We start from the raw sequence: 21,944 nt of genomic DNA, 5'->3' as shown, positions 1-21,944 counted from the left end.
CCCGCAGGCAGCGAGAGGAGTCAAATATTAGGCTGCAACTACGCTGTCGATAGCCGCTTTGGCATCGGACTGCGCTTTGGCCGCAACTTCTGGACCATAAGCAATACCTTCAGCAAATACGAAATTCACGTCGGTGATGCCGATAAAGCCAAGGAAGGTGGTCAGATACGGCGTAACCAGATCGGTCGGCGTATCTTTATGAATACCACCGCGGCTGGTCAGTACTACCGCACGTTTACCGGTGACCAGGCCTTCCGGACCTTTCTCGGTGTAACGGAAGGTGACGCCTGCACGGGCAACCAGGTCGAAATAGTTTTTCAGCTGAGTCGGGATGTTGAAGTTATACATCGGCGCGGCGATAACAATCACATCGTTAGCTTTCAGTTCAGCGATCAGTTCATCGGACAGTGCCAGCGCTTCCTGTTGACGTGCGGTCAACTGTGCATCACTCGGACGCAGCGCGCCAACCAGTTCACCATCCAGTACCGGAATCGGGTTTGCCGCCAGATCGCGCACGGTGATAACGTCGCCTGCGTGTTTTTCACGCCATTGTTCAACAAAATAGTCGGACAGCTGGCCGGATTGCGAGTACCCTGCAAGAATACTGGACTTCAGAACTAATACTTTGCTCATGGGTGTTTCCTTTTAATGTGATTGACGGGTCAATGCCCTGGTGCTTGTTGACACTGTATTCACAATCATGCCGCAGAGATAGCGCAATATATCGAATCCTATGTTCAATTTTTTTGAACAAGGCATGAGTTCTACAGATGTGGTAATCTACAGCAATATTTCATGAGAGATTTTTCCGGCAGAGCGCTGCCCGATAACGTTATGACAGAACAACAAAAAATCACTTTCTCGCAGCTCTATGAACGGCTCGATGGTCTGATGCTGCGCGATAAATCGCGCTATAGCCGCCGCCTGCATGGCGCAAAGAAGGTTAAAAATCCTGATGCCCAGCAGGCCATTCTGCACGAGATGGCGCGGGAGATAGAACAGGCAGCAGGGAAAGTCCTGCTACGCGAAGCCGCGCGTCCGGCAATCACCTATCCGGAAAACCTGCCGGTTAGCCAGAAAAAACAAGAGATTCTCGAGGCGGTGCGCGATCACCAGGTGGTGATCGTCGCCGGTGAAACCGGTTCAGGTAAAACCACTCAGCTACCCAAAATCTGCATGGAGCTGGGGCGCGGCCTGAAAGGCCTGATTGGCCACACCCAGCCGCGTCGACTGGCGGCGCGAACCGTCGCTAACCGTATTGCCGAAGAGCTTCAGAGCGAGCCGGGCGGCTGTATCGGTTATAAAGTCCGCTTCAGCGACCACGTCAGCGAAAACACCATGGTTAAGCTGATGACCGACGGTATCCTGCTGGCGGAAATCCAGCAGGATCGCCTGCTGATGCAGTATGACACCATCATTATTGATGAGGCGCACGAGCGCAGTCTGAACATTGATTTTCTGCTGGGCTATCTGAAAGAGCTCCTGCCGCGCCGCCCGGACCTGAAAATCATCATTACCTCGGCAACCATCGACCCGGAACGTTTCTCGCGCCACTTTAATCATGCGCCGATTATCGAAGTTTCCGGGCGGACTTACCCGGTGGAAGTACGTTATCGTCCCATTGTTGAAGAGGCGGACGATAGCGAACGCGATCAGCTACAGGCGATTTTTGATGCCGTCGATGAACTGGGGCGTGAAAGCACCGGCGATATCCTGATCTTTATGAGCGGCGAGCGGGAAATCCGCGATACCGCCGAGGCGTTGAATAAGCTCAATCTGCGTCACACCGAAGTGCTGCCGCTGTATGCTCGTTTATCCAATAGTGAGCAAAACCGGGTCTTCCAGTCCCATAGCGGGCGGCGTATTGTCCTGGCAACCAACGTTGCCGAAACCTCGTTGACGGTTCCGGGCATCAAATACGTTATCGATCCGGGTACCGCTCGCATCAGTCGCTACAGCTACCGTACAAAAGTGCAGCGCCTGCCTATCGAGCCAGTATCACAGGCCTCCGCTAATCAGCGTAAAGGCCGTTGCGGACGTGTGTCTGAAGGCATCTGTATTCGTCTTTACTCGGAAGATGATTTCCTGTCGCGGCCGGAATTTACCGACCCGGAAATTCTGCGTACCAATCTGGCCTCGGTCATTCTGCAAATGACCGCTCTGGGGCTGGGCGATATCGCCGCGTTTCCGTTTGTCGAAGCGCCGGATAAGCGCAACATCCAGGATGGCGTTCGTCTGCTGGAAGAGCTTGGCGCCATCACCACCGATGAGCAGGCAACGGCCTATAAGCTGACCCCGCTGGGCCGCCAGCTCAGCCAGCTACCGGTGGATCCGCGTCTGGCACGGATGGTGCTGGAAGCGCAGAAACATGGCTGCGTGCGTGAAGCGATGATCATCACTTCCGCGCTGTCGATTCAGGATCCGCGCGAGCGCCCCATGGACAAGCAGCAGGCATCCGATGAAAAGCATCGTCGCTTCCACGATAAAGAGTCTGATTTCCTTGCGTTTGTCAATTTGTGGAACTATCTCGGCGAACAACAAAAGGCGCTCTCTTCGAATCAGTTCCGCCGCCAGTGCCGGGTGGATTTCCTCAACTATTTACGCGTGCGTGAATGGCAGGATATTTACACCCAACTGCGCCAGGTAGTGAAAGAACTCGGCCTGCCGATCAACAGCGAGCCAGCGGAGTACCGTGAAATTCATACCGCGCTGCTGACCGGTTTGTTGTCGCATATCGGGATGAAGGACTCCGATAAACAGGAGTATACCGGCGCCCGTAATGCGCGGTTCTCTATCTTCCCCGGCTCTGGTCTATTCAAGAAGCCGCCGAAGTGGACGATGGTTGCGGAACTGGTGGAGACCAGCCGCCTGTGGGGGCGCATTGCCGCCCGCATTGAGCCGGAGTGGGTCGAGCCGGTGGCCCAGCATCTGATTAAACGTTCATACAGTGAACCGCACTGGGAGCGGTCGCAGGGCGCGGTAATGGCGACAGAAAAGGTCACCGTCTACGGTCTGCCAATCGTCGCCGCGCGTAAGGTCAACTATAGCCAGATTGACCCGGCGCTGTGTCGTGAGCTGTTCATCCGCCACGCGCTGGTAGAGGGCGACTGGCAGACGCGGCATGCTTTCTTCCGCGATAACCTGAAGCTGCGCGCTGAAATCGAAGAGCTGGAGCATAAGTCGCGCCGTCGCGACATCCTGGTGGATGACGAGACGATGTTCGAGTTTTACGACCAGCGCATTAGCCACGATGTTATCTCCGCTCGCCACTTTGATAAGTGGTGGAAGCAGGCCAGCCGTGAAACGCCAGACTTGCTCAATTTTGAAAAGAGCATGCTGATTAAAGAGGGGGCGGAGCAGGTCAGTAAACTGGACTACCCGAATTTCTGGCATCAGGGCAATCTTAAACTGCGTCTTAGCTATCAGTTTGAACCTGGTGCGGATGCTGATGGCGTAACGGTTCATATTCCGCTGCCGCTGCTCAACCAGGTAGAGGAAGCCGGGTTTGAATGGCAGATCCCTGGCCTGCGTCGCGAGCTGGTCATCGCATTAATCAAATCGTTGCCGAAACCCGTTCGGCGTAATTTCGTCCCGGCGCCTAATTACGCCGAGGCATTTTTAGGCCGCGCGTCGCCGCTGGCGTTGCCGCTACTGGATTCGCTGGAGCGTGAGCTGCGTAAAATGACCGGCGTGACCATCGACCGCGAATCCTGGCAGTGGGATCAGGTGCCCGATCACCTGAAAATCACTTTCCGGGTGGTGGATGACAAAAATAAGAAACTGCAGGAAGGACGCTCTCTGCAGGTCTTAAAAGACGCGCTCAAAGGTAAAGTTCAGGAGACGTTATCGGCGGTGGCCGACGATGGTATTGAACAGAGCGGGCTGCATATCTGGAGTTTCGGCACCCTGGCGGAGAGTTACGAACAGAAGCGCGGTAATTATAAGGTGAAAGCCTGGCCGGCGCTGGTGGACGAGCGTGACAGCGTTGCCATCAAACTGTTTGATAATCCACAGGAACAGCAGCAGGCGATGTGGCGTGGTCTGCGCCGTTTACTGTTGCTCAATATTCCGTCGCCGATTAAGTATCTGCACGAGAAACTGCCCAACAAAGCCAAATTGGGACTCTATTTCAACCCTTATGGCAAGGTGCTGGATTTGATTGACGACTGCATCTCCTGTGGTGTTGACAAGCTTATCGATGAAGCCGGCGGCCCGGTGTGGACCGAAGAGGGCTTTAGTAAACTGCACGATAAAGTGCGCGCCGAACTGAACGACACGGTGGTCGATATCGCGAAGCAGGTCGAGCAGATCCTGACGGCGGTATTTAACATCAATAAGCGTCTGAAAGGGCGGGTAGATATGACGATGGCCCTGGGGCTGTCGGATATTAAAGCGCAGATGGCGGGTCTGGTTTATCGCGGCTTTGTTACCGGCAACGGTTTCCGCCGCCTCGGCGATACGCTGCGTTATCTGCAGGCAATTGAAAAGCGTCTTGAGAAACTGGCAATCGACCCGCATCGTGACCGCGCGCAGATGCTAAAAGTCGAGAGCGTGCAACAGGCGTGGCAGCAGTGGTTGAATAAGCTGCCGCCGAATCGCCGCGATGACGACGACGTACAGGAGATCCGCTGGATGATCGAAGAGCTGCGCGTCAGCTTCTTTGCTCAGCAGTTGGGTACCCCGTATCCGATCTCGGACAAACGCGTGTTGCAGGCGATGGAGCAAATTACGCCGTAGCCTGGCTGGTTGTCCCCGGTGGCGCTGCGCTTACCGGGGCTACTCGCTTAAGCGTTTACCCACGCCAGAGTAAAGCCGTCCCAGCCTTTAGTGCCCACGGTCTGCAGCGCCGTTGCCGTCAACCGTGGCTCGGCGCCCATCATCTCAATGAATTGACGCACGCCCTGAACGCGCTCGTCGGCGCTCTGTGGGTTGACCACTTCACCGTCGCGTACCACGTTATCGCCAATAATTAAGGTTCCTGGGCGGGAATAACGTAGCGCCCAGCGCAGATAATGGGGATTATTCGGCTTATCGGCATCGATGAAGATCAGGTCGAAAGCGGGACATTCGCCAAGCGCCTCCAGAGACTGTAGCGCCGGCCCCTCCCGCAGCGTGACCCGCTGGTCAACGCCCGCCAGCTGCAGATTCTCCCGCGCCACCAGGGCATGATGCGCGTCGGCCTCCAGCGTGAGTAGTTGGCCGTCGGCAGGAAGCTCGCGCGCCATCCAGATGGTGCTATAGCCGCCGAGAGTACCGATCTCCAGTATCCGCTTAGCCTGGGTAAGCCTTACCAGCAGGGCGAGAAACTGCCCCTGATTGGCGGCGACATCGTGTGCCGGCAGCCCGGCTCGATGGTTGTTTTCCAGTACCCGATCGAGCATAGGATCGCCGGGGATTAAGGCCTCAATCAAATAATTGTCTACTGCCGACCACTGTTGTTGCATATGACGCTTCCCCATTTAGCTCCCTGATGAGTCAGACCAGCCGCCTCCCAGCGCCCGGTACAAATCAATCTGCGCCAGCAGAAGATTATTTTTCACCTGCACCACGCTTAATTGAGTGGAGAACAACGTTCTTTGCGCATCCAACACGTCCAGATAAGAAGAATAGCCGTTACGATAGCGGTTCTGCGCGATACGCAACGTTTCTGCGGCGACCGATTCCTGCTCCTGGAGCTCGCTTAACTGTTCGCCGTAGCGGCTGATGGCATCCAGGCTATCGTTCACCTCTTTGAACGCGCCGCGTACGGTTTTCTCATATCCGTATAACGCCTGATTGCGCTGGGCCATCGAGACATCAACCTGCGCATTTAGCGCCTGGCGGTTGAGTAACGGCGCCAGAATACTGCCGCCAAGGCTCCATAACCGCAGCGGGTTGTCGAGCAGATCCGGCAGCGTTCTGTCCTGCAGGCTGCCGGTGGCGGTCAGGTTGATGGAAGGCAGCAACTGCGCCTGCGACGACGCAAGGGTGGCATCAGCGGCCACCAGTTGGCGTTGAGCTTGCACAATGTCCGGACGGCGGCTCATTAGCGTCGAGGGTAGCTGTGAGGGCAGGCGTAGCGGGCTAAGTTGTGCGAACTCGTTACGTTTTACCGCACCGGGATTGTCGCCCAAGAGAACGCTCAGGGCGTTCTCTTGTTGCGCGATTTGATGCTGCAATGGCGGGATCTGCGCCCGCGTCGAGCGCAGTTCGGAATCCGCCTGCATGAGTTCCAGGCGCGAGGTATAGCCGGTTTCATACTGCCGTTTAGCCAGATTCCACGCATCTTCTCGCGATTTCAGCGTTTGGCGGGTGACCCGCAACTGCTCGTCTAATGACAACAAGGTGACGTAGCCGACGGCGACCGATGTCGCCACGGTCAGATTAGCGGCAGCGGCAGCGGCTTTCTGCGCTTCAAGGCTGGCTTCGGCGGCGCTGGCGGCGCTGCGGTTGGCCCCCCAAATATCGACGTCATAGCTGGCGGTCAGGCCCCCTTTGTACAGCGTGCTGTGGATGGGCAGACCGGTCGCGGCGGACTGTGCGCGAGCGCGGGTACCGGTCAGGCTGGCATCAAGCGAGGGGAATAAGCTGCTATCAGCAGCGTACGCGCGCGCCTGATACTCGTTAACCCGCTCGCGGGCGATCAGGACGTCGCTGTTGTAGCGCAACGCCCGATCGACATACTGATTAAGCGCGCTATCGTGAAAATTGCGCCACCACACGCCTTCCACCGGGCTGGAAGGACCCACATCGGCACGCCAGGCGGCCGGGATCGCCAGCGTGGGCTCCGCACGTGGTACATCGGCAGACTGACAACCGACCAGCGCCAGCGCCACGGCAAGGGTTAACGGGCGGATCATTGTTTATTCTCCGCGCGGGTATCAATCGTCACCTGCACCGACATCCCCGGACGCAGACGATAGCTGTTTTTCTGCCCCTCATCGACCGCGATACGGACAGGGATCCGTTGGGCGATTTTGACAAAGTTGCCGGTCGCGTTATCCGGCGAGATCGCGCTGAATTCGACGCCGGTTGCTGGCGAAATACTTTGTACTTTGCCGTGGAAGGTTTCGCTGTTCAACGCATCGACCGAGAAGGTGACCGGCTGGCCGACGCGCACCTCGGCGAGCTGTGTCTCTTTCAGGTTGGCGATAACCCAGTGCTGAGGCGGTACCAGCGAGGTCAAATGCGTACCGGCGCTGACATAGGCGCCGAGGCGTACGGAGATCTGCCCCAGTTGCCCGGCCGTCGGGGCGATAATCCGCGTATTCTGCAGGTCGATTTCGGCAAGCTCCAGCGCCGCTTTGGCGCTGGCCACATCGGCCTCCAGCGAATCGCGATTGACGATAGTGGACTGCAGATCCTGGCGCGACATCTCCAGTGTGGCTTTCGCCTGTTCGATATCGGCTGCGCCTTGAGCCGCGCTGGCCCGCGCAGAGTCGCGTTCGCGAATGGATAACGAACCGTCCGCGGTGAGTTCCTGTACGCGTTTTAAATCGGCTTGGGTTTTCTGATTCTGCGCGCGGGCGTTTTGCAAGGCGGCCTCGTTTTTGACGATCGTCGCTTCGGCGCTTTTCCGCTGCTGCTGGTTGTTTTTCAGCGCCGCCTGTTTCATCGCCAACGTTGCCTGCGCCTGGTGCACCCGCTGTTTATAGATGCGATCGTCAATCTGGAACAGCACCTGTCCCGGCTGAACGGTATCGAAATCTTTGACGTTCACCGCGGTGATATACCCGTTAACCTGCGGGCTGATAAACGTCGTCTGACCACGCACGTAAGCGTTATCGGTAAACTGACTATGCCGGGTGAAAGGGGGCAACTGCCAGGCGTAAAGAATAACCAATACGCCGACGATGCCGATCGCCGCGGCGGTAAAAATAGACACCACGCGGATGTTGTTTCGGGTATTGGCCTGTTGCCTGGCCGCGTCCTGCTGACTCATAACCACTCCAGAGTAAAAATTATCTTATTATTTGTTGCCGGTTGCGCGTTTTAACGCGATACGGGCGGTGATTCGCAATCTGATTAAGCGCCAGAAAATCCACACCAGCGTTGCGGCAGAGATCGCCGCCGTCAGGAGATAAGTGTCATTGTAGGCGAGAATATTGGCCTGTAGCGTCGAGGCGTTTTGCAGCAGCGTGGTAGCCTGCACGTTCAATAGCGTGCTGTCGCCAATCTGGCTTTGGTACATCTGGCTATACTGCTGCAGTCGCTCGACGATCAGCGGGTTTAGCGTGGTTATCTGATCGGCCAACTGGCTGGAATGAAATTTTTCGCGCCAGGTCTGAAAAGTACCGAGGATAGCTGAGCCGAGCAGGCCGCCGATATTTTGGCTCATGCCAAACAGAACCGAGAAGCTGACCAGATTCCGCTGGTCGGCAATCACCCCGCCAATTCCCGCCAGCATGGCCGGCGCGAGGAAGAAGGCGCTGCCGAAGCCTAGTAAAAACTGGCTGAACATCAACTGTTCCGGACGGGTCAGGGCAGTGGACTGGCTATCAAGCAATGACGCAATCATAATCAACGCCAGCGCGGTCGCGGTGGGCCAGTAGAGGCGCTGCGGGTTAAGCGTCAGGCAACTGGCGACGATACCGCAGACGATACCGGCGAAAATCGACCATGCCAGGTTGGTCATCTGCTCGTTTTGCAAGCCGACGTACTGCAGCCAACCGATGACCCCGGTATTCTGTTCCGCCAGTACGATGCGAATCAGCAACATAATCAGTCCCAGACGAAGGATACTGCCGCTGGAAAGCCATTTGGTGTTAAGCAGCGGGTTAGTGCGATTATGCTCGAAGGCGATAGCCGAAACGATCAGCACCACCGCTCCCGCCAGCGACCAGCCAAGCCACGGCGCCTCAAACCACCAGTCCAGACGGCCCAGCGACAGGACCGCGCAGACTAAAGCCATACCGGGAGCCAGTAGGAAGAAGGTAATAAAGTCCTTCTTCTCAAACACCTTTTTGCGGTCGCTGGGCGGCAGTTTCAGCGCGATGACGCAGGCGAGCGACACCAGCGCCAGGCCGAGCTCAAAGAAGTAGAGCCCGCGCCATTCGTCAATCTGCAGCAGTTCGGTCGAGAACAGACGCGCCAGGGGGATCGCCAGCGACGATCCGGTGATACCGATGGTCAACGCCTTCAGGCGGTGGCGCGCCGGCCAGGCCTGCACCTGATAGTAAATTCCCAGTGAACTCAACGCCGCTGCCACCATGCCGTGCGCCGCGCGCACCATCATTGCCGAGCTGAGGTCGTTGACGAACAGGTGGAAGAAAGTGACCAGTACATACAGTACCAGGAAGCCTTCGGTAAAGGCGCGCAGGCCGAACTGTTGGCGAAATTTCACCAGCAGCAGGTTGATGGAAACGTTAGTCATAACGTAGACCGCCGGCAGCCATGCGATTTCCGTCGACCAGGCGGCAAAAGTGCCCTGCAGCAGCTGCAGGTTGGCGGTAACGACGGCGTTACCCAGCGCGCCGGTCAGGCACACCAGCAGCCCGACGATGCCATAAGCGACGCGTTTCGGCGTACTGTGGATCGGCGTCGACGGCGAACCGAGCATCGCCGGTTTTTCATGCGGCGCCCAGTCGTGGGGCACATAAGGATTAGCTTCGCGACGAGGCATTATTTCTTTTCCACCTCGTGTAGCAGCTTTTCCAGTACCCGGTGGGTTTGCTCACGCTCTTCCGGAGTAATGGCGGTGAGGATCTCCTCACGCAGGTCGTCGGCGACCGCTTTCACCTGATGAAAGAGCGCCATCCCTTTTGCGGTGGCAACCAACAGACGCTTACGTTTATCGCTGTCAGGCTTAACGCGCTCCACCAGTTCAAGTTCGACCAGGCGGTTAATGAGCGGGACGATGGTGGCGCTTTCGACCCCCAGTTCCTGCGCCAGTTCGCTTTGCGAGAGGGGCTGCTCGTTGCGGGCAATAGCTGACACCGCCACCCATGACGCCTGGCTCATGCCTAGATTTTTTAACCGCCGGTTAACCGCCAGCCGCCAGTGATGCGCGGTTAAGTATAAGAGATGGGAAAAGTTAAGCTGTCGGTTATCCATGTTCCGCCTAAAATCATTAGAGCTCTAATGATTTTAGGCGCGGCGATTTACTGATTTCAAGTCACGAAGATAAAAATAGGTTAACGCAATGTGCGTTTTTTGTGGGAAAGGCAGGCTGGCACGTGGAGAAAAATAAAAACCCGGGCGAGCCCGGGTTGAAGATTTGGATTACCCGGACATTAGCCCGGGTAAATGCCGCGATCTTTACGCGCCAGCAGGATACGCTCACAGGCGACGATGTAGGCCGCGGTACGCAGAGAACACGCTTTCTCGGCGGCTTTATCGCAGACGTGAACAATAGCATCGGTCATGATGCGGTCCATCTTGGCGTTGATCTCTTCTTCGCTCCAGAAGAAGCTCGCCATGTCCTGCACCCATTCGAAGTAGCTTACGGTCACGCCGCCGGCGTTACAGATAACGTCCGGAACCACGATCACCCCACGGTCGGCCAGCACGTCGTCGGCGTCCGGATAGGTCGGGCCGTTGGCGCCTTCGAGGATCAGCTTACAGCTGATTTTTTCCGCGCGTTCACGGGTGATTTGGCCTTCCAGCGCCGCCGGGATCAGGATATCCATCTCGGTGGTCCAGAAATCTTCTTTGGCGATTTCACGCGCGCCCGGGAAACCGGCAATCTTCTTGTTCTCGGCCTGCCATGCGGTCAGCGCCTGCATGTCGATGCCGCCTTCGTTGAACAGGGTCGCGGTGTGGTCCTGGATAACGACAATACGCGCGCCAACGTCTGCAAACAGACGAGCGGCTTCGCTGCCGACGTTACCAAAACCTTGCAGCGCGACTTTCGCGCCTTCGATTTCGATCCCGTTGCGACGGGCCACTTCACGACCGGTGACGAAGACGCCGCGGCCGGTGGCTTTTTCACGGCCCAGCGAACCGCCGAGATGAATCGGCTTACCGGTAACCACGCCGGTGATAGTGGTGCCGTGGTTCATGGAGTAGGTGTCCATCATCCACGCCATCACTTTACCGTTGGTGCCAACGTCCGGCGCCGGGATATCTTTCTGTGGCCCAATGATAATGCCGATTTCGCTGGTATAGCGACGAGTCAGACGTTCCAGCTCGCCTTCAGACAGTGAGAACGGGTCGACGCGGATGCCGCCTTTGGCTCCGCCGTAAGGAATATTGACCGCGGCGCACTTAATGGTCATCCAGGCAGAAAGCGCCATTACCTCGTTAAGATCGACATCCGGATGGTAGCGAACACCACCTTTACCCGGTCCACGCGATAGATTGTGCTGTACGCGATAGCCTTCGAAATGGCGGATGGTGCCATCATCCATCTGCACTGGAATATCAACGATCAGCGCGCGTTTCGGGTGACGCAGAGTTTCCACCCAGTAGGCGAGGTCGCCCAGATACGGCGCGACGCGGTCGATCTGGCGCAGGTAAGTGGTCCATGGAGATGTACTACTTTCAGATGCGTAAGATAACTTTTCCATAAGAGTCCTGTATCTCAATGTTATTTGTGTCGTGTAAAACCGTGGAATAGGTACAGCAGTAAAATCTGTGTGATGAATGTTATCACCAATTTTATAAACCAGTATTTGACGGCTATTCCGAATTTTACATTTTTGTTAGTTTTTTGGGGTTGCATTTGAATAAATAAGCACGACCAGGTGCCTGTATGTCATGCATGGATATGCATATTTTATGCAGATAAGTGAATATAGAAATAATTTTTTCATATTTTTCATTATCTTGATGATCCTCTAAAAGTGAATAAAATGATTCATGGTTGTATTGACTTTGTTGCTCGTCAGGGCCCAGCATTAGCTCACGCAATACACAAGGTATTAACCGTGAATTAACATATATCCATACAAATAAAATGGCTTATTTCAGTTGTGGTGAAAATATTTGTCATCGCAGCGGGACGTGTGCGCCCTGAAAACGGCTAAAGGGAAATTGTTAAATTCGACTATTCACGATTGGCCAATTTATGCCGCCGATCCTCGTTCCGGAGAATTGTTATGTCAGGCAGTATCACTCGCGAAGATTTTGATGCTTATATGGTTCCGTGTTTCGCTCCCGCGCCGTTTATCCCGGTGAAAGCGGCGGGCTCCCGCGTCTGGGACCAGCAGGGTAAAGAGTACATTGACGTGGCTGGCGGCATTGCGGTTAACGCGCTGGGTCATGCGAATCCGGCGCTGGCTAACGCGCTGAAAGCGCAGCTGGATAAGCTGTGGCACATCGGCAACGGCTATACCAACGAACCGGTACTGCAGCTGGCGAAAACCCTGGTGGAGTCGACCTTCGCCGATAAAATTTTCTTCTGTAACTCCGGTGCTGAAGCCAACGAAGCCGCGCTGAAGCTGGCGCGCAAGTATGCGCACGACAAATTCGGCGCTGACAAGAGCGAAATTATCGCCTTCAAAAACTCTTTCCATGGCCGCACTCTGTTTACCGTAACCGTAGGGGGGCAGCCGAAATACTCCAGCGACTATGCGCCGTTACCGCAGGACATCACCCATCTGCCGTATAACGATATCGACGCGGTGAAAGCGGCGTTCTCTTCCCGCACCTGCGCGGTCATCGTCGAGCCGATTATCGGCGAGGGCGGCGTCATGCCGGCGGATCCGCAATTCCTGCAGGTGCTGCGCGAGCTGTGCGATAAGCATGAAGCAACGCTGATTTTTGATGAAGTGCAGACCGGCGCCGGGCGTACCGGCCAACTGTATGCTTACCAGCATTACAACGTGGTTCCGGATATTCTCACCAGCGCGAAAGGGCTGGGCGGCGGCTTCCCAATTGGCGCGATGCTGGCGAAAGAGGCCTGGGCGCAGGTGTTCCAGCCGGGTACTCACGGCACGACTTTCGGCGGCAACCCGCTGGCGGCGACCGTCGCTAATAGCGTGCTGGCGCAAATGGATAGCGCGCTGCTGGCGGGCGTGGGCGAACGCCATACCCTTATCGTCGATAAACTCAATGCGCTGAACGCCAAATATGATGTCTTTAGCGCCGTGCGCGGAATGGGGCTGCTGATTGGCGCCGAACTGGCAAGCCATCTGCGCGGCAAAGCTAAAGCGCTGACCAATCTGGCGGCGGAAGAGGGACTGATCGCGCTGATAGCCGGGCCGGACGTACTGCGTTTCGCCCCGGCGCTCAATATTCCACTGGCGGATATTGATGAAGCCTTTGTGCGCCTTGAGCGCGCCGTCGCCCGCTTAACCAGCTAATCCGGGAGACGGCCTATGATGTTATTTCGTCCCGTACGGGAAAACGACCTCGATGATATTGTCCGCCTGGCCTCCCGGGCGGGCGTGGGAATGACTTCGCTGCCGAATGATGCCGTGCGCCTCGCCGCACGGATCAAACGCAGCGTGGAGACCTTTGCCGGCAAGCTGACGCGCGGCGAACAGGGGTTTCTGTTTGTTCTGGAAGATACCGAACTGAGCCGGGTTGTCGGCGTCAGCGCCATTGAGGTCGCGGTGGGGCTCGACGAACCGTTCTACAATTTTCGTATTCAGAAGACGGTACGGGCATCCAAAGAGCTTGGGGTTTACAAGCATCAGGAATTGCTCAATTTAAGCTACGACCATACCGGCCACAGCGAACTCTGTACCCTGTTTCTTGACCCGGAGTACCAGAAGAACCGCAACGGCCTGTTGCTCTCCAAAGCGCGGTTTGTCTTTATTGCCGCGTTCCGCGAGTGGTTTTCACCGCATCTGTTCGCCGAGCTGCGCGGGCGCAGCGACGAGCAGGGGAATTCGCCGTTCTGGGATGCGTTGGGGCACCACTTTTTCGACATTCCTTTCGCCGATGCCGACCGCCTCACCGGTACAGGAATGAAAACCTTTATCGCCGAACTGATGCCGGCCTACCCGATTTACATCTCGCTGCTGCCGGATGATGCCCGCGAGGTGATAGGCCAGGTTCATGCTAACACCGCGCCGGCGCGGGCTATTCTCGAAAAAGAGGGGTTTAGCTGGCGCGGGTCCGTCGACATCTTCGATGCCGGCCCGGTACTGGAAGCTGAAACCGATAATATTCGTGCTATCAGAGAGAGCTATTCGCTGCCGGCGCTGCAACTCATGACGCCGCAGGCGACGCCAACCATCGTCGCCAACGGACAGTTTGATAATTTCCGCGCGGTCCTCATCGCGCAAGAGACGCCGGGAGCACTCGATCAGCAGGCGCTGGACGCCCTGCAGGTCAATGCCACCGACCGGGTTCACGCGGTGACACTCAATCCAGAGGAAAACAGATCATGGCGGTAAACGCACAGTTTATAGCAGGTAAGTGGCAGCAGGGCGCAGGCGCGCCGTTAACCAAGCTGGCGCCGGAAGACCAGTCTATTTTATGGCAGGCGAGCAGCGCCGGCGCGGCCGACGTGCAGGCCGCCTGTACTGCCGCGCGCGAGGCGTTTTATGGCTGGTCGCATCGCCCATTAAGCGAACGCATTGCCGTGGTTCAGCGTTTCGCGGCGCTGCTGGAAGAGAATAAAGAGGCGCTGGCGACGTTAATTTCCCGTGAAACCAGCAAGCCGCTGTGGGAAACCCGCACCGAAGTACAAGCGATGATCGGCAAAGCCGGGATTTCCATTGATGCCTACGCCGAACGTACCGGTTATCGCGAGTCCGCTATGCCGGACGGCAAAGCGCTGCTGCGCCATAAGCCGCACGGCGTGATGGCGGTGTTTGGCCCTTACAACTTCCCGGGGCATCTGCCGAATGGCCATATTATCCCGGCGCTGATCGCCGGTAACACCGTGGTATTTAAACCGAGCGAATTGACGCCCGCGACCGCGGAACTCACCGTTCAGCTATGGCAGCAGGCCGGGATTCCGGATGGGGTGCTAAACCTGGTGCAGGGGGCGAAAGATACCGGCCAGGCGCTGCTGGAAAACCGCGATATCGACGGGGTGCTGTTTACCGGGAGTGCCGCCGCTGGCTTCCATTTCCACCGCTACCTCGGCGGCCAGCCGGAGAAAATGTTGGCGCTGGAGATGGGCGGCAATAACTCGCTGATCGTGGCCGACGTTGTCGATAGAGTTGCGGCGCTGAACGTGATTATTCAATCGGCCTTTATCTCCGCCGGGCAGCGCTGCACCTGCGCGCGTCGTTTACTGGTCCCGCGCGGCCAACAGGGCGATGCGCTACTTGAACAACTGATTGCTGCCAGCCGGCAGATCCGCGCCGGTAAATGGGACGCCGAACCGCAGCCGTTTATGGGCGGGGTAATTTCGCAAACCGCCGCGCAGGGCATGCTGGCGGCGCAATCGAAGCTGGAAGCACTAGGCGGCAAAGTGCTGCTGCGCATGAGCCAGCCTGATCCGCGCTCAACCGTGCTGACGCCGGGAATTATCGATGTTACCGGGATCGCGGTGCCGGATGAAGAGTACTTCGGCCCGCTGCTGACCGTGATTCGTTATGACCAGTTCGATGAGGCGATCGCGATCGCCAATAACACCCGCTACGGTCTGGCGGTGGGGCTGATTTCAGCCGACCCGGCGCTGTTCGACAAGCTGGCCGATGAAGCGCGCGCCGGGATTGTTAACTGGAACAAACCGCTCACCGGAGCCTCCAGCAAAGCGCCATTCGGCGGTGTCGGCGCCTCCGGCAACCATCGCGCTTCGGCGTGGTATGCCGCCGATTATTGCGCCTGGCCGATGGCTTCTCTGGTCAGCGAAACGCTGACGCTTCCGGCGACGACGTCGCCAGGTCTGCCATTCTGATAACCGTTTTTGTGAGGACACTATGTCTGGATTTGAAGCGAATTTTGACGGCCTGGTGGGGCCAACGCACCACTACGCCGGGTTGTCGGTAGGCAACGAAGCGTCACAAAACAACCGCGACGGTTTATCTAACCCGAAGAAGGCGGCGCTGCAGGGACTTTATAAGATGAAGACCCTGGCCGATCGTGGCTTTGTTCAGGGCATTCTGCCGCCGCAGCCGCGGCCAAATATGACGATGCTGCGCAGTATTGGTTTTCAGGGCAGCGACGAGCAGGTGATCCAGCGTGCGGCTAAAGAGGCCCCGCAGCTATTGTCGGCCTTTAGCTCCGCTTCCTCAATGTGGACCGCCAACGCCGCCACCGTGTCGCCGTCGGCCGATAGCGCTGATGGAAAAGTGCATTTTACGGTGGCGAACCTCAACAATAAGCTGCACCGCATGCAGGAAGCGCCGATCACCTCGGCCATCCTCAGGGCCACCTTCGCCGATGAGCGTTACTTCGCGCATCACGCGGCGCTGCCGCAGCATGGCGATTTAGGTGATGAAGGGGCGGCGAACCATAACCGTTTCTGTGGGGATTATGATCGCCAGGGCGTGCAGTTTTTTGTCTACGGTAAGCGAGCCAGCGGCGGCATTGCGCCAGCTAAATACCCCGCACGCCAGACGCTGGAGGCCAGCGAAGCGGTGGCGCGTCTGCATCAGCTCGACCCGCAGTACACCGTATTCGCTCAGCAAAATCCGCAGGCTATCGACCATGGCGTATTCCACAATGATGTTATCGCCGTCAGCAACCGCCACGTGCTGTTTCATCATCAGCACGCCTTCCTGCAGCAGCGGGAGGTACTGGCGACGCTGAAGGAGATCAACGCCAGGCTGAATATTCCATTCACCAGCGTTGAAGTCCCTGACGAGCAGGTTAGCCTCGATGACGCGGTGGCCTCTTATCTGTTCAACAGCCAGTTACTGAGCAAAGCCGATGGCAAAATGCTGATCGTGGTGCCGGAAGAGTGCCGTCAGCGTGAAAACGTTTGGCGTTATCTCTCCGCTCTTGCCGCCGATAGCGCATCGCCTATCGATGAAGTGGCGGCATTCGATCTACGTGAAAGCATGCGCAACGGCGGCGGCCCGGCCTGTTTACGTCTGCGGGTTGTGCTTAACGATGCCGAGCGCGCGGCGGTCAACGCTCACAGCCTGATGAATGACGAACGCTACCGGCAGCTGACCGCGTGGGTTGAAAAGCATTATCGCGATCGCCTGCATGCCAGCGACCTCGCCGACCCGCAGCTGCTGCGCGAGGTTTATCAGGCGCTGGATGAGCTGACGCAGATTTTACATCTGGGCGCGATTTATGACTTCCAGCGATAAGGGGCCGGGAATGGAACAAAACGTCAACGATTTACTGCATTGTAAACTGCAGACATGGACCTTTCCGCCGACTATCGAAGCCAGTTGGTTAGGCGATGGCATTCTGCAACTGCTGCCAAAAACGTCATGGCGACAGGCGACGGTGCTTTCTGCCGGGGTGCACGGTAACGAAACCGCGCCGATTGAAATGTTGCTGCAGATCCTGCAGGGATTAAGCCTGGGCGAGCAGCCGCTGACCCACGCGCTGCTGGTGGTGTTCGGCAATCTGCCCGCCATTCGCGCCGGCCGTCGCTATCTGCATAACGATCTCAACCGGCTGTTTGGCGGCCGCCATCTGGCGGCGATGCCGGGTAACGAGTCGCGTCGCGCTTTTGAACTGGAGATGGCCGTACAGGCCTTCTTCCGTAGCGCCGATGTTCACGGCAAGGTGCCGCGCACGCATCTCGATCTGCATACCGCCATTCGCGGGTCAAAATATCGGCAGTTCGCGCTGCTCCCCGCTCATGATGGCGACTACAGCGCGGATTTTTATCAGCTGTTGCAGGCCAGCGGTATGGACGCCATCGTGCGCCATACCGAACCGGGCGGCACCTTTACCCACTTCACCAGCGAGAAGTTCGGCGCGCAAAGCGCCACGCTGGAACTGGGGAAAGTGATGCCATTCGGTGAAAATGATTTGCGCTTGTTTGCCGCCACCGAACTGGCGATCGGCGCGCTGATCGCCGACGGCATCATGCCGCCGCGGAGCAAAGCGCCGGTCGAATACTTTGTGGTGCAGCAGAGCATCATCAAGAGCGAGAACGGTTTTACCCTTAATCTCGACCCGAAAATTGAAAACTTTACCGCGCTGCCGGCAGGCTATGAAATCGCCCGTCAGGCACAGAAAACCTGGGTGGTCAATGCTGACGCCCCCTACATCCTGTTTCCGAATGCGGGCGTCGCCGCCGGTCAACGCGCCGGGCTGTTGCTGACCGCTACCGCGCCAAGCCTTTCCATGCCTGCTTGAAGGAATCAACATGACTGAACATCAACGAGAGGGGCTGGTTCATCCTGCCACCGACGGGGAGTGCCCGTCGCAGCTCAAACGCGGCCTTGGCGCCCGGCACATTCAGATGATTGCGCTGGGCGGCGCTATCGGCACCGGACTGTTTATGGGGGCGGGCAGAAACATCGCCGTCGCCGGAACATCCATTCTGCTTATCTATCTACTGGTAGGTTTCTTTACCTATATGGTGATGCGGGCGATGGGGGAGCTGTTGCTGACCCGCCTGGATTACCGTTCGTTTGCGGATTTCGTCGGCGACTATCTTGGCCCGCAGGCCAGTTTCTATCTGGGCTGGACCTACTGGCTTAGCTGGGTGGTGACCTGTATCGCCGACGTGGTGGTTTGCGGCAGCTATATGCAGTACTGGTTTCCGGAGATGTCGGCATGGATGCCCGCGTTGAGTACGCTTGGGATCCTGTTCTTGTTTAATTTGTTGTCGGTAAAAATGTTCGGCGAGGCCGAATTCTGGTTTGCGCTGATTAAGGTCATCACCATTATTGCGCTGATTTTAACCGGCGCGTGGATGATTGCTATCGGCTGGACTTCGCCGGACGGCGTGAAGGCTTCGTTAGGCCATATCACCGACCCGACGGCCTTTATGCCGCACGGGGTGACCGGTTTCTTCGCCGGTTTCCAGATAGCGATCTTCTCCTTCACCGGTATTGAGCTGCTCGGCACCATGACGGCGGAAACACGCGATCCTGAGCGCATCCTGCCGAAGGCGATTAACGCGCTGCCGCTGCGCATCATTATTTTCTATCTGCTGTCGATGGTGGTGATTATTGCCGTGGCTTCATGGCCGGGCGTCTCGCCGGATGCCAGTCCGTTCGTGACCCTGTTCGCCAAGGCCGGGCTACCTGCCGCCGCGGCGGTGATAAACTTTGTCGCCTTGACGTCGGCAATGTCGTCGGCGAACAGCGGCGTTTATTCCAGTACCCGCATGCTGTACGGCCTGTCGGTGGAAAAACATGCGCACTGGCAGTTCCGTATACTATCGCGTAATACCCGCATTCCGGTACGTAGCCTGCTGTTCTCCTGCTTCTGCATGCTAAGCGGTACGTTACTGCTGTTCCTGGTGCCAAACGTGATGACGTTGTTCACCATCGTTTCAACGCTGGCGGCGATCATGGTGGTTTTCAGCTGGGGTATGATCCTCGTGGCGTACCTGGTGTATCGCCATAAACGCCCGGACCTGCACGCGCGGTCGAAATTCAAAATGCCGGCGGGAGTGGTGATGTGCTGGCTGAGCCTGCTATTTTTCGCCTTCTCAATCTTCATTATGATTTTCGACCCGGATACGCTGCTGGCGCTGATGGCCTCGCCGCTGTGGTTTGTTGCGCTATGGTGCTTCTGGAAAGTGAAACAGAAGCGCGAAGGGCAACTGGCATTGGATAACGCCAGCGCCTGATGATACCCGGCAGCTGAAGCGTGGCTGCCGGATTTTCCTTTTCGCCGTAGCGCGGTTTATGATGTCGCCCGACACTTCATTGTTGGATCAGGACAGAAGAAGGAAAGGGTATGACAGAGCATTTCCCGGCGCTTTCACACGACACGTTAGCGGCGGCCAATCTCATCGGCGACTGGTTGGCGCAGGATGATTTGCCGCAGAATGCGCAGCCGCAGATTGCGGTGTTGGCCGGTAACGCGGTGATCCCGACCATTGACGCCGCCTGTCGGCTCGCGGCTCAGAGGCAGATTCCACTATTGATAAGCGGCGGTATTGGTCATTCGACGACCTTTCTTTACGACGCCGTACAAAAGCATCCGCACTATCAGGCGCTGCAGGTAGAGGGGCGTCCGGAATCGCATATCCTGGCGGACATCGCCGAACAATTCTGGCAAATTCCGCGCGATCGCATTGTGGTGGAAGACCGTTCAACCAACTGCGGCGAAAACGCGTGGTTTACCCGCCGGTTACTGGAAGAGCGTGGGCTGGATCATTCCTCTGGCGTGGTGATTCAGGATCCGACGATGCAGCGTCGGACGATGGCGACCTTTGCCCGCGTCTGGCAGGAGGCACCGGCGCAGCCGCAGTGGTGGAGCTATCCCGGTTGTTCGCCGCGGCTTGAAAACAGCGCTGCTGGCCTGAGATTCAGCGGAGACGATAGTGGATTGTGGCCGGTGGGGCGTTATCTGGCGCTGCTGCTTGGCGAGCTGCCGCGTCTGCTGGATAACGCGCAGGGTTATGGCCCCTACGGTAAAGGGTTTATTACCCACGTCGATTTCCCACACGATGTTAGCGCGGCGTGGCAATGCTTGCGTGAAGATACGCTATTGAGCGAGGCGCTGAACGCCAGAACGCTGGGGTAGGGAGAAAGGCGGATAGCCGCAGCTATCCGCTGGTTCTGAGTTTACTTCGCGAATTTATCCAGTACGCGGACAAGCTGGGTAACAAAGCCGTACTCGTTATCGTACCAGGCCACGGTTTTCACGAGCTGTACGCCGCCGGCTTCCATGATCTCCAGTTGAGTCGCATCATAGATTGAGCCGAAATGGCTGCCAATAATGTCGGAGGAGACAATTTCCTCTTCGGTGTAGCCAAAAGATTCATTGTTCGCCGCCGCATTTTTCATGGCCTGATTAACCTCTTCAGCGGTGACTTTCTTCGCCAATACGGAAACCAGTTCCGTCACTGAGCCGGTTTTAGTCGGCACGCGCTGGGCGTGACCTTTCAGTTTCCCGCTGAGTTCCGGAATCACCAGACCAATGGCTTTTGCCGCGCCGGTGGTGTGCGGAATAATGTTTTCCGCCGCCGCTCGCGAGGCGCGCAGGTCTTTGCCACGCGGCCCGTCCACCAGCGATTGCGTACCGGTATAAGCGTGAATAGTGGTCATGGTGCCCACGGTAATGCCGAAAGCATCGTTGAGCACTTTAGCCATTGGCGCCAGACAGTTGGTGGTGCAGGATGCAACCGAAATGATGGTATCATCCGGGCTCATGGTGTCGTCGTTAACGTGATAAACGATGGTTTTCATCTCGCCGGCAGGGGCGGAAATCAGCACTTTCTTCGCGCCGGCGGTCAGGTGCGCCTGCGATTTTTCCGCCGACGTATAGAAACCGGTACATTCAACAATCACCTCAGCGCCTGCGGCTTTCCACGGAATATGCTGAGCCTCTTTTTCCGCATAAACGGTGATTTTTTTACCATTAACGATCAGCGCATCTTCTGTAAAATCAACGCTCCATGGGAAAGGACCGTAGTTAGAGTCATGTTTAAGCAGGTAGGCTAAGACTTTCGGTGAGGTGAGATCGTTGATGGCCACGACCTCCAGCGGGCTATTTACTTCTAACAGGCGGCGAAGTACTAAACGTCCTATACGACCAAATCCATTAATCCCAAGTTTGCTCATGGATATTCTCCTGGTGGTGAAGTTGATACGTTAAAACTTCTTCAGGCAGAGCGGGGAGAGTAAACTATTTACTTTCAGCGGCTTAGCAGTTCACCTGCGGTGTTTCTATTGCTAAGTTACCTGCCTGAAGCGTCTTCAGTAACTGTCACGTGGAGCCAGATGGTGCGAAGGAAGTATAACGCCGGGTCGGAGGTGGTTCCAATGTTCTTACCGCGACAGCACAACAAAAAGAGTGCCTACCATTGTTCGCTATTTCATGCGGTGTTGAGTGGTAAATATGATCTACATCACAATAACAGAAATTAGAAAAAGCGCAGAAGGATATAGCTACATCGAGGTTGTATTGATAACTATAGCGGTGGTTCAGCACAATATCGATAATGAGAATGAATATCATTCATTGACATCTGGTCATATTAATGTAACCTTGCATTAGGAATAATACAGGGATGAATAGAAAATGGA

The 21,944-nt window shown here is 56.7% G+C and carries 16 protein-coding genes; 8 read left to right on the top strand and 8 right to left on the bottom strand.

The genetic code is table 11. From position 1 onward, the window contains the following. Window positions 1-27 precede the first annotated feature (27 nt). The gene (azoR, locus tag EAE_RS20715) at window positions 28-633 is read right to left on the bottom strand and encodes an FMN-dependent NADH-azoreductase (RefSeq protein WP_015366346.1); all 606 of its coding nucleotides are present in this window, start codon (window positions 631-633) and stop codon (window positions 28-30) included. 201 nt (window positions 634-834) lie between these two features. Between azoR and hrpA the strand changes: the two genes are divergently transcribed. Next, the gene (gene hrpA / locus EAE_RS20710) at window positions 835-4,737 is read left to right on the top strand and encodes an ATP-dependent RNA helicase HrpA (RefSeq protein WP_047076485.1); all 3,903 of its coding nucleotides are present in this window, start codon (window positions 835-837) and stop codon (window positions 4,735-4,737) included. Between the two features lie 47 nt (window positions 4,738-4,784). Here hrpA and EAE_RS20705 read toward each other — a convergent pair whose 3' ends face one another. The 6 genes from EAE_RS20705 to EAE_RS20680 all read right to left on the bottom strand — a co-directional run bounded on the left by EAE_RS20705 (window position 4,785) and on the right by EAE_RS20680 (window position 11,486). Next, the gene (locus tag EAE_RS20705; protein ID WP_015705602.1) at window positions 4,785-5,459 is read right to left on the bottom strand and encodes an O-methyltransferase; all 675 of its coding nucleotides are present in this window, start codon (window positions 5,457-5,459) and stop codon (window positions 4,785-4,787) included. Beyond that, entirely contained in the window at window positions 5,460-6,839 is a 1,380-nt protein-coding gene (locus EAE_RS20700) for an efflux transporter outer membrane subunit (RefSeq protein WP_015705601.1), read from the bottom strand. It lies immediately after the preceding gene. Next, window positions 6,836-7,921: an HlyD family secretion protein gene (locus EAE_RS20695; RefSeq protein ID WP_015705600.1), complete on the bottom strand. Its 1,086-nt coding sequence runs from the start codon at window positions 7,919-7,921 to the stop codon at window positions 6,836-6,838. The genes EAE_RS20700 and EAE_RS20695 overlap by 4 nt, the downstream gene beginning before the upstream one ends. Window positions 7,922-7,948: 27 nt before the next feature. After that, the gene (locus tag EAE_RS20690; RefSeq protein WP_015705599.1) at window positions 7,949-9,601 is read right to left on the bottom strand and encodes an MFS transporter; all 1,653 of its coding nucleotides are present in this window, start codon (window positions 9,599-9,601) and stop codon (window positions 7,949-7,951) included. Further along, window positions 9,601-10,032 carry a MarR family winged helix-turn-helix transcriptional regulator gene (locus tag EAE_RS20685; protein WP_015366352.1) on the bottom strand — a complete coding sequence of 144 codons (432 nt, stop codon included), beginning with the start codon at window positions 10,030-10,032 and terminating at the stop codon, window positions 9,601-9,603. Before EAE_RS20685 ends, EAE_RS20690 begins: the two co-directional genes overlap by 1 nt. Before the next feature lie 179 nt (window positions 10,033-10,211). After that, window positions 10,212-11,486: a Glu/Leu/Phe/Val family dehydrogenase gene (locus tag EAE_RS20680; RefSeq protein ID WP_015366353.1), complete on the bottom strand. Its 1,275-nt coding sequence runs from the start codon at window positions 11,484-11,486 to the stop codon at window positions 10,212-10,214. 531 nt (window positions 11,487-12,017) lie between these two features. On the opposite strand from EAE_RS20680, the gene EAE_RS20675 reads away from it, so the two are divergent. The 7 genes from EAE_RS20675 (at window position 12,018) to EAE_RS20645 (ending at window position 20,439) form a co-directional block, all read left to right on the top strand. Further along, window positions 12,018-13,223, top strand: coding sequence for a bifunctional succinylornithine transaminase/acetylornithine transaminase (locus tag EAE_RS20675; RefSeq protein ID WP_015705598.1), 1,206 nt, complete (start codon window positions 12,018-12,020; stop codon window positions 13,221-13,223). Between the two features lie 18 nt (window positions 13,224-13,241). Next, the gene (astA, locus tag EAE_RS20670; RefSeq protein ID WP_161801935.1) at window positions 13,242-14,264 is read left to right on the top strand and encodes an arginine N-succinyltransferase; all 1,023 of its coding nucleotides are present in this window, start codon (window positions 13,242-13,244) and stop codon (window positions 14,262-14,264) included. After that, window positions 14,255-15,721, top strand: coding sequence for a succinylglutamate-semialdehyde dehydrogenase (gene astD, locus EAE_RS20665; protein WP_015705596.1), 1,467 nt, complete (start codon window positions 14,255-14,257; stop codon window positions 15,719-15,721). The genes astA and astD overlap by 10 nt, the downstream gene beginning before the upstream one ends. A gap of 22 nt (window positions 15,722-15,743) precedes the next feature. Then, a complete protein-coding gene (gene astB, locus EAE_RS20660) occupies window positions 15,744-17,084 on the top strand; it encodes an N-succinylarginine dihydrolase (protein ID WP_015705595.1) in 1,341 nt (446 codons plus the stop codon). 10 nt (window positions 17,085-17,094) lie between these two features. Continuing rightward, on the top strand, window positions 17,095-18,090 hold the full coding sequence (gene astE, locus EAE_RS20655) for a succinylglutamate desuccinylase (protein WP_015705594.1): 996 nt from the start codon (window positions 17,095-17,097) through the stop codon (window positions 18,088-18,090). 10 nt (window positions 18,091-18,100) lie between these two features. Then, entirely contained in the window at window positions 18,101-19,537 is a 1,437-nt protein-coding gene (locus EAE_RS20650) for an amino acid permease (protein WP_015705593.1), read from the top strand. A gap of 110 nt (window positions 19,538-19,647) precedes the next feature. Then, a complete protein-coding gene (locus EAE_RS20645; RefSeq protein ID WP_015705592.1) occupies window positions 19,648-20,439 on the top strand; it encodes a YdcF family protein in 792 nt (263 codons plus the stop codon). Window positions 20,440-20,480: 41 nt separating this feature from the next. Here EAE_RS20645 and gap read toward each other — a convergent pair whose 3' ends face one another. Then, window positions 20,481-21,479, bottom strand: a complete 999-nt coding sequence (gene gap, locus EAE_RS20640; protein ID WP_015366361.1) for a type I glyceraldehyde-3-phosphate dehydrogenase — start codon at window positions 21,477-21,479, stop codon at window positions 20,481-20,483. Window positions 21,480-21,944 lie beyond the last annotated feature (465 nt).

The organism is Klebsiella aerogenes KCTC 2190, from assembly GCF_000215745.1.
Taxonomy (GTDB): Bacteria; Pseudomonadota; Gammaproteobacteria; order Enterobacterales; family Enterobacteriaceae; genus Klebsiella; species Klebsiella aerogenes.
This window is presented reverse-complemented; position numbering and strand designations above follow the sequence as displayed.